Here is an 8,596-nt window from a genome sequence, read left to right as displayed (position 1 = left end):
GAGGCACGACACGGTCTCCCCGCCTCGAGGAGGCGGGCGGCCGTCGTCGGAGGGGGTGGGACCGGAGAGGCGGGGAGCCTCACGCTCCCGGCGGCCGCTCCCCCGGTCGGGACGGGGTCAGTCCGCGTCGTTGGCCGGGTTGTTGTCCCACCTGCGGTCCTCGTCGTCCGCGGCGTCCGCGGCCTCGTTGTTCGCCGCCACCTTGGCCATGGCGCCCTCGGCCTCCTCACGGGTGGCGTAGGGGCCCAGCAGCTGCGACCAGTCGGACTGGGCACCCTGCTCGACCTGGCCGGTGCGGGTGTTGTACCAGAACTCGTTCTCGCTCATGGGGGCGAGCGTAGCCCCCGAGTAGGCTGGACGCCATGTCCGATTCCCGTTCCGCAGCCGAATCCCCGTCCGCAGCATCGTCCGGCCACAACGGCCCCCGCCCCCGACGGCCCCGCCCCGCGCCCGCAGGCGGGCTCGCGCGCCCCGCTGGGCACGCTGGCCCCGGGTGTGCAGTCCCCGGCCCCGGCCGTCCCGGCGTCCATCCCCCGCCCGGAGTACGTGGGGAAGAAGACGGCGGACGAGGGCAACGCCTCGGACGTCTACGACGCCGCGGGCATCGCCCGCATCCGCGCGGCCGGACGACTGGCCGCCGAGGCCATGGAGCACACCGCCGCCCACATCCGCCCGGGCGTAACCACCGACGAGCTGGACCGCATCGCCCACGCCTACCTCGTGGAGCGCGGCGCCTACCCGTCCTGCCTCGGCTACCGAGAGTTCCCCCGCTCGATCTGCACCTCGCTCAACGAGGTGATCTGCCACGGCATCCCGGACTCCACCGTCCTCGAGGACGGGGACATCGTGAACCTGGACATCACCGCCTTCCTGGACGGCGTCCACGGCGACCACAACCGGACCTTCCTCGTCGGCGACGTGGACGAGGAGTCCCGCCTGCTGGTGGAGCGCACCCACGAGGCGATGATGCGCGGCATCCGCGCCGTGAAGCCCGGGCGCCAGGTCAACGTCATCGGGCGGGCGATCGAGTCCTACGCCAAGCGCTTCGGCTACGGCGTGGTCCGGGACTTCATCGGCCACGGCGTGGGCGTGGAGTTCCACTCCGGCCTGGTGATCCCCCACTACGACACGGCCCCGCTGCACGACACCCTGCTGGTGCCCGGCATGGTCTTCACCATCGAGCCGATGATCACCCTAGGTACCCACGAGTGGGACATGTGGGAGGACGGCTGGACCGTGGTCACCCGGGACCGGAGGCGCACCGCCCAGTTCGAGCACACGATCGTGGTCACCGAGGACGGCGCGGAGATCCTCACCGCCGTGTGAGTGCGGCCACGGGCGGATCCTCCCGGACAGCCGCCCGGAGGATCCGTAGACTGGCGCCCGTGAGCACCTCGAGCACCTCCAAGTACCCCACCACCGTCGGCATCGACGTCGGCGGCACCGGCATCAAGGGCGGACAGGTCCGCCTGGGCACCGGCCGCAAGGCCGGCACCCTGCGCGGCGACCGCTTCCGCATCCCCACCCCGCAGCCGGCGGTCCCGGACGCGGTGGCCCAGACCCTCTCCGCGATCGCCGAGGAGCTCGACGGGCGCCCCAAGGCCGCCGCGAAGGACGCCCCCCTCGGCGTCTGCTTCCCCTCGATCGTCCGCGACGGCGTCTGCCTGTCCGCGAACAACATCGACCCGTCCTGGATCGGCACGGATGTGGCCGGGCTGTTCTCCGAGACCCTGCGGCGCCCGGTGCGGGTCCTCAACGACGCCGACGCCGCCGGGCTCGCCGAGGCCCGCTACGGCGCCGGCCGCGGGGTGCAGGGGCTGGTCATGGTCATCACGCTCGGCACCGGCATCGGCGGGGCCATGATCCACGACGGCCGCCTCGTCCCGAACTTCGAGGTCGGCACCATGGAGCTGGACGGCGAGATGGCCGAGAAGCGCGCCTCCGCGAAGGCCCGGGAGCGCGAGGGGCTGAGCTGGCCCGAGTACGCCGAGCGCCTGCAGCGCTTCTTCGGCCACGTCGAGCGCATCTTCTCCCCGGACCTGTTCATCGTCGGCGGCGGCATCTCGAAGCGCCCGGACGACTACCTGCCGCTGCTGCGGCTCAACGCCCCCATCGTCCCGGCGCAGCTGGTGAACAACGCGGGCATCGTCGGCGCGGCCCTGGCCGCCCACGACGACCCCGCGGACGGGAACTGAGCCGCACATGCACCGAGGGCGGTTCCGGCTTCCCCTCCGGAACCGCCCTCGGCAGTCTGTGCGCCGCGGCTGGGCCGCGACCGGGCACCACTCTACCTGGTGAACAGGCGTGGTTGTAAAGCCTGAGACCGGCGCTCGTCCCCCATCTCCCGCAGGTCCGCGATCGCGGTCTCGAAGTCCTGCAGCGACTCGAAGTCCTGGTACACGGAGGCGAAGCGCAGATAGGCCACCTTGTCCAGGCGGCGCAGCGGGTCCAGGATCGCCAGGCCCACGTCGTGGGCGTCCACCTCGGCATGCCCGGTCGCACGGATGGACTCCTCGACCTCCTGGGCCAGCATCGCCAGGTCGTCCGCGCTCACCGGACGGCCCTGACACGCCTTGCGCACCCCGTTGATCACCTTCGAGCGGTCGAAGGGCTCGGCCACCCCGGAGCGCTTCACCACGGTCAGCGCCGTGGTCTCCATGGTGGTGAACCGCTTGCCGCAGTCCTGGCACTGACGACGCCGGCGGATCGCCGAGCCGTCGTCCAGCGAGCGCGAGTCCACCACCCGGGAGGCCTCATGCCGGCAGTACGGGCAGTGCACGGTGTGCTCCTTCCGGAGGCGACGGGGAGGACGGGGACGCCGGGCGCCGCGGACGCGGGCACCCGGGACGTGCGGGACGTCTGGAGCGAGCCTAGCGCGCCTCAGCCCAGACAGTGAGAGCCCAGCAGCACCTTGAGGTCCCCGAACAGGGCCGGGTTCGGGGAGACCCGGAACTGCGGTCCCAGCTGGTAGACCTCGGTGGAGCGCCGGCCCGCCAGGTGCAGGCGGACCTCCGTGGACCCGTCATGGGTGCGCAGCGTGTCCGCCAGCTGCCCCATGAGCGCCTCCGTGGCGCGGAACGCCGGGATCGTGATGGTGACCGGGCCGCCGTCGGCGTCCTTGAGCTCCGGGATGGTGAGCTCCTGGGCGGACAGGACCACCGAGCCGTCGTCGCGGCGCTGGACCCTGCCCTTGACCGCCACCACCAGGTCCTCGGCCAGCATCATGGCGATCGGCGCGTAGACCTGCCCGAAGAACATGACGTCCATGGAGCCGCCGAGGTCCTCGATCTCGCAGCGGGCATAGGCGTTGCCGGAGGACTTCGCGATGCGCCGCTCGAGGGTGGTGATCAGGCCGGCGATGGTCACGGACGAGCCGTCGGCCGGGCCGTCGTCGTCCAGCACGCGCGTGATCTGCGTGTCCGCGAACTGTCCAAGGACGCCGTCCAGGCCCTGGAGCGGATGGTCCGAGACGTAGAGGCCCAGCATCTCCCGCTCGTAGGTGAGCTTGTCCTTCTTCGGCCACTCGGGCAGGTCCGGGACCGCCACGGAGTCGGACTTCTCCTCCTCCTCGTCCGAGCCGCCGCCGAGCGCGAAGATGTCGAAGGTGAACTCGCCGTGGTCCTCCTTGCGCTTCTGCTGGACGGTCGCGTCCACGGCCTCCTCGTGGACGGCGAGCAGGGCGCGGCGCGCGTAGCCGAGGGAGTCGAAGGCGCCGGCCTTGATCATCGACCCGATGGTGCGCTTGTTGCAGACCACCAGGGGGACCTTCGCCAGGAAGTCGCCGAAGGAGGTGTAGGCGCCCTTCTCCTCACGGCCCTGGACCATGCCGCGCACCACGTTGGAGCCGACGTTGCGGACCGCGCCCATGCCGAAGCGGATGTCGTCCCCCACCGGGGTGAAGTTCTGGTGCGACTCGTTCACGTCCGGCGGCAGCACGGTGATGCCCATGTGGCGGCACTCGTTGAGGTACATCGCCAGCTTGTCTTTGTCGTCGCCCACCGAGGTGAGCAGCGCCGCCATGTACTCGGCCGGGTAGTGGGCCTTGAGGTAGGCGGTCCAATAGGACACCAGGCCGTAGGCGGCCGAGTGCGCCTTGTTGAACGCGTAGTCCGAGAAGGGCAGCAGGATGTCCCACAGCGCCTTGACCGCGGCCTCGGAGTAGCCGCGCTCGATCATGCCGCCGTGGAAGGCCTCGTACTGCTTGTCCAGCTCGGCCTTCTTCTTCTTGCCCATCGCGCGGCGGAGGATGTCCGCCTGGCCGAGCGAGTAGCCCGCCACCTTCTGGGCGATCGCCATGACCTGCTCCTGGTAGACGATCAGGCCGTAGGTCGTGTCCAGGATGTCCTTGAGCGGTTCCTCCAGCTCCGGGTGGATCGGGGTGATGTCCTGGAGCCCGTTCTTGCGCAGCGCGTAGTTGGTGTGCGAGTTCGCACCCATCGGGCCCGGACGGTACAGCGCGATGGTCGCGGAGATGTCCTCGAAGTTGTCCGGGCGCATCATCTTCAGCAGCGAGCGCATGGGGCCGCCGTCGAGCTGGAACACGCCGAGGGTGTCGCCGCGGGCGAGCAGGTCGTAGGAGGCCCGGTCGTCCACGTCGAGGGTCTCCAGGTCCAGGTCGACGTCCCTGTTGGCCTTCACGTTCTCGATCGCGTCCGAGATGATCGTGAGGTTGCGCAGGCCCAGGAAGTCCATCTTGATCAGCCCGAGCCCCTCCGCCGTGGGGTAGTCGAACTGGGTGATGACCTGGCCGTCCTGCAGGCGGCGCATGATCGGGATGACGTCGATCACCGGGTGGGAGGACATGATCACGCCGGCGGCGTGCACGCCCCACTGGCGCTTCAGTCCCTCGAGGCCCTTGGCGGTCTCGAAGACCTCCTTGGCCACCGGATCGGTGTCGATCAGCTGGCGGAAGTCCCCGGCCTCGGCGTAGCGCTTGGCCTCCGGGTCCTCGATGTCCTTGAGCGGGATGTCCTTGGCCATGACCGCCGGCGGCAGCGCCTTGGTGAGGGACTCGCCCATGGAGAACGGCTGGTCCATCACGCGGGCGGAGTCCTTGAGCGCCTGCTTGGTCTTGATGGTGCCGTAGGTGACGATCATCGTGACGCGCTCGTCGCCGTACTTGCGGGTGACGTAGTCGATCACCTCGGAGCGGCGGCGGTCGTCGAAGTCGACGTCGAAGTCCGGCATGGACACGCGGTCCGGGTTGAGGAAGCGCTCGAAGATCAGGCCGTGCTTGAGCGGGTCCAGGTCCGTGATGCGCAGCGCGTAGGCGACCATCGAGCCCGCGCCGGAGCCGCGGCCCGGGCCCACGCGGATGCCGTGGTCCTTGGCCCAGTTGATGAAGTCCGCCACCACCAGGAAGTAGCCGGGGAAGCCCATCGAGATGATGACGTCCAGCTCGTAGTCCGCCTGCTTGCGGACGTGGTCCGGCACCCCGTCCGGGTAGCGGTAGTCCAGGCCGGCGGCGACCTCCTTGATGAGCCAGCTGGTCTCGTCCTCCCCGTCCGGGGTGGGGAACAGCGGCATGTAGTTCGCGTCCGTGTCGAAGGAGACCTCGCAGCGCTCGGCGATCACGAGGGTGTTGTCGCAGGCCTCGGGCAGCTCCTTGAACAGCTCCCGCATCTGGCGCGGGGACTTCAGGTAGTACTCGGTGCCGGAGAACGCGAAGCGCGAGCCGCCCTGGTCGTAGGTCGGCTCGTTGAGCTTCGAGCCGGACTGGATGGCCAGCAGCGCCTCGTGCGCCTTCGAGTCGTGCTCGTGAGTGTAGTGGAGGTCGTTCGTGGCCACGAACGGCAGGTCCAGCTCCTTGGTCAGCCGCCGCAGGTCCGTCATGACCCGGCGCTCGATGTCGAGGCCGTGGTGCATGATCTCGCAGTAGAAGTTGTCCTTGCCGAAGATGTCCCGGAAGTCCGAGGCGGCCTGCAGGGCCTCCCGGTACTGGCCCAGGCGCAGCCGGGTCTGGACCTCGCCGGAGGGGCACCCGGTGGTGGCGATCAGCCCCTTGGAGTACTGGCTGAGCAGCTCACGGTCGATGCGCGGCCACTTGGCGTAGACCGAGTCCAGCGAGGCGATCGAGCCCATCTTGAAGAGGTTGTGCATGCCCGTGTTGTCCTCGGACAGCAGGGTCATGTGGGTGTAGGCGCCGCCTCCGGAGACGTCGTCGCCGCGCTGGTGGGGCTCGCCCCAGCGGGTCTTGGACTTGTCCGTGCGGTGCTGGTCCCCCGGCGTCAGGTAGGCCTCCAGGCCGATGATGGGCTTCACGCCGGCCTGCTTGGCCTTGTTCCAGAAGTCGAAGGCGCCGAAGAGGTAGCCGTGGTCCGTGATGGCCAGTGAGTCCATGCCGAGGCGGTTGGCCTCCGCGAACAGCTCGTCGAGCTTCGCGGCGCCGTCGAGCATCGAGTACTCGGTGTGCGTGTGCAGGTGGACGAAGCCACCGTCCTTCGTGGCCTCGGCGGCGGTCTCGGCGGGCGCGGTCATCGGTGCGGCTCTTCCTCCTGGGCGCGGGGCGCACCGGATCGACCGGGTGCGCCGGGACGGACGGCCGACGGCGGCGGCGGACGTGAGGTGTCCGGGCGACGGCGGCGGGCGGGACGGCGGGGGCTCCAGCCTACCCGGGCTCAGGCGTGACCGCGCAGGGCGGCCAGGGCGTGGGCGAGGTCGTCCGGATACTCCGAGTCGATCGTCACCGGCTCCCCCGTCACCGGGTGCGGCAGCTCCAGCCGACGGGCGTGCAGCCACTGGCGGGTCAGGCCCAGCTCGGCGGCCTGGGCAGGGTTCGCGCCGTAGGTCAGGTCGCCCACGCATGGGTGGCGCAGCGCGGAGAAGTGCACGCGAATCTGGTGCGTGCGGCCGGTCTCCAGGTGCACCTGGACGAGGGTCGCGGACCCGAAGGCCTCGAGGGTCTCGTAGTGGGTCACGGACGCCCGACCCCCGTCGATCACCGCGAACTTCCACTCATGCCCGGGATGACGGCCGATCGGCGCGTCGATGGTCCCGGACAGCGGGTCCGGCAGCCCCTGGACCACCGCGTGGTAGACCTTCGTCGGGACGCGGTCCCGGAACTGGTCCTTCAGCGCGGTGTACGCCTGCTCCGTCTTGGCGACCACCATCACCCCGGTGGTGCCGACGTCCAGCCGATGCACGATGCCCTGGCGCTCCGGGGCCCCGGAGGTCGAGATCCGGTAGCCGAGGGCGGCCAGCCCGCCCACCACCGTGGGTCCCACCCAACCCGGCGAGGGATGGGCGGCCACGCCCGTGGGCTTGTCCACCGCCACCATGTGCTCGTCCTCGAACAGGATGCGCATCTCGTCCACGCGTTCGATCCTCACTTCCAGCGGGTCGCCGTCGTCCGGCACGTCCACCGCGAGCGTCTCCCCCGCGACGGCCTTGGCCGACTTGTTCAGGGTGCGGTCCCGCCGCCCGTTCCTCGTCTCGGCACGGACCAGTCCGCGGGCGAACCAGTCGGCCAGCTGCGAGCGGGAGACGCCGAAGGCCTCCGAGAGCACGACGTCGGCCCGTCGCCCGGCGTGCTCCTGCGTCACCTCGAGCCTCTCCGTGCGTCCTGGGTGCATGCCCATGCTCAGCCCCGTCGTCCGTCGTGTCCGTCGCGACCGGCGTCTCCGGCCGCCTCGGCGCCGCCGGAGGCGGCGTCGGCCGCCGAGCCCTCCGGGCTCTCGGGTGAGGCGCCCTGCCCTGCCGTGCGGCCGTCGTCGTGGGTGCCGTCCACCCGGCGGCCGGTGAACACGAGCAGGCAGACGGCCACCATGGCGCAGCAGATGAAGGAGTCGGCCACGTTGAAGACCGCGAAGTTCGGCACCCAGATCATGTCCACCACATGTCCCAGGCCGAACGACGGCGGCCGGAAGAGACGGTCCGTGAGGTTGCCGAGCACGCCGCCGGCCAGGCCGCCGAGCGCGAGCGCCCACGGCAACGAGCGGACCCGGGCGATGAGCACGAGGGCCACCACCGCGACGACGGCCTGGATGAGGGTGAACAACCAGGTGACGGACTCGCCGATCGAGAACGCGGCGCCCGGGTTCAGGATGTAGTGCCAGTGCAGGACCCCGGGCAGCACGTCGATGGTCTGCCCGAGGGTCATCGTCTGCTCGACCCACGCCTTGGTGCCCTGGTCCAGCAGGTAGGCCAGGACGAGGACCGCCACGGCCAGGAGGCTGCGGCGACGGGGTCGTACGGCGGTCGCGGAGGTCAACGGCCGGCCTGCTCCGGCTCCACCCGGGACGGGGTGGACAGGTCGCGCAGCTGGCCCTCGATGTACTCGGTGAGGCGGGCACGGTAGTCGGTCTCGAACGAGCGCAAGCGCTCGACGTCCGCGGTCAGGCCCTCACGCTCGGACTCCAGGCGGGACAGGGTCGTGCGGCGGGTGGCCTCCGCCTCAGAGACCAACGTGGCGGCCTTCGACTCCGCGTCAGAGACGAGCCGGGTGGCCGTGGACTCCGCCTCGGCGACGATCTGGTCGCGCTTCTGCTCGCCCTCGGCCACGTGCTCGTCGTGGAGGCGATGGGCGAGGCTGAGCAGGCCCGCGGCGGAGGTGCTCTCGCCGGGGGCCGCCGGCGCGGCGCCGGGCGTCTGCGGTCGG

7 protein-coding genes and 1 pseudogene are annotated in these 8,596 nt (G+C 70.7%); 2 read left to right on the top strand and 6 right to left on the bottom strand.

All coding sequences use genetic code 11. From position 1 onward, the window contains the following. Positions 1 to 117: 117 nt before the first annotated feature. Complete coding sequence (locus AC2W7A_RS06225) at positions 118 to 327, bottom strand: SPOR domain-containing protein (protein ID WP_485990590.1); 210 nt, start codon at positions 325 to 327, stop codon at positions 118 to 120. A gap of 168 nt (positions 328 to 495) precedes the next feature. Here AC2W7A_RS06225 and map point away from each other — a divergent pair, with 168 nt between their 5' ends. Together map and ppgK are read left to right on the top strand one after the other, a co-directional pair. Further along, the gene (map, locus tag AC2W7A_RS06220; RefSeq protein ID WP_485990589.1) at positions 496 to 1,326 is read left to right on the top strand and encodes a type I methionyl aminopeptidase; all 831 of its coding nucleotides are present in this window, start codon (positions 496 to 498) and stop codon (positions 1,324 to 1,326) included. A gap of 59 nt (positions 1,327 to 1,385) precedes the next feature. Continuing rightward, complete coding sequence (ppgK, locus tag AC2W7A_RS06215) at positions 1,386 to 2,195, top strand: polyphosphate--glucose phosphotransferase (RefSeq protein WP_485990588.1); 810 nt, start codon at positions 1,386 to 1,388, stop codon at positions 2,193 to 2,195. A 92-nt stretch (positions 2,196 to 2,287) separates the two neighbouring features. Here ppgK and nrdR read toward each other — a convergent pair whose 3' ends face one another. The 5 genes and pseudogenes from nrdR to AC2W7A_RS06190 all read right to left on the bottom strand — a co-directional run. Continuing rightward, positions 2,288 to 2,779 carry a transcriptional regulator NrdR gene (nrdR, locus tag AC2W7A_RS06210; RefSeq protein WP_485990587.1) on the bottom strand — a complete coding sequence of 164 codons (492 nt, stop codon included), beginning with the start codon at positions 2,777 to 2,779 and terminating at the stop codon, positions 2,288 to 2,290. 101 nt (positions 2,780 to 2,880) lie between these two features. After that, positions 2,881 to 6,477, bottom strand: a complete 3,597-nt coding sequence (dnaE, locus tag AC2W7A_RS06205) for a DNA polymerase III subunit alpha (RefSeq protein WP_485990586.1) — start codon at positions 6,475 to 6,477, stop codon at positions 2,881 to 2,883. A gap of 140 nt (positions 6,478 to 6,617) precedes the next feature. Beyond that, complete coding sequence (locus tag AC2W7A_RS06200) at positions 6,618 to 7,577, bottom strand: RluA family pseudouridine synthase (protein WP_485990585.1); 960 nt, start codon at positions 7,575 to 7,577, stop codon at positions 6,618 to 6,620. A 2-nt stretch (positions 7,578 to 7,579) separates the two neighbouring features. Beyond that, on the bottom strand, positions 7,580 to 8,161 hold the full coding sequence (gene lspA / locus AC2W7A_RS06195) for a signal peptidase II (protein WP_485990583.1): 582 nt from the start codon (positions 8,159 to 8,161) through the stop codon (positions 7,580 to 7,582). Positions 8,162 to 8,205: 44 nt separating this feature from the next. After that, positions 8,206 to 8,596, bottom strand: a pseudogene (locus AC2W7A_RS06190) (hypothetical protein); the annotation flags it as partial.

The organism is Micrococcus sp. LASM2_SD2, from assembly GCF_057364565.1.
The sequence above is the reverse complement of the archived record's forward strand: the minus strand, read 5'-3'. Positions and strand labels throughout refer to the sequence as shown.

What these genes read in the sequence shown, in the direction of transcription:
- AC2W7A_RS06225 (WP_485990590.1), bottom strand. Translation starts at nt 327, where the DNA reads ATGAGCGAGAACGAGTTCTGGTACAACACCCGCACCGGCCAGGTCGAG.
- dnaE (WP_485990586.1), bottom strand. Translation starts at nt 6,477, where the DNA reads ATGACCGCGCCCGCCGAGACCGCCGCCGAGGCCACGAAGGACGGTGGC.
- AC2W7A_RS06200 (WP_485990585.1), bottom strand. Translation starts at nt 7,577, where the DNA reads ATGGGCATGCACCCAGGACGCACGGAGAGGCTCGAGGTGACGCAGGAG.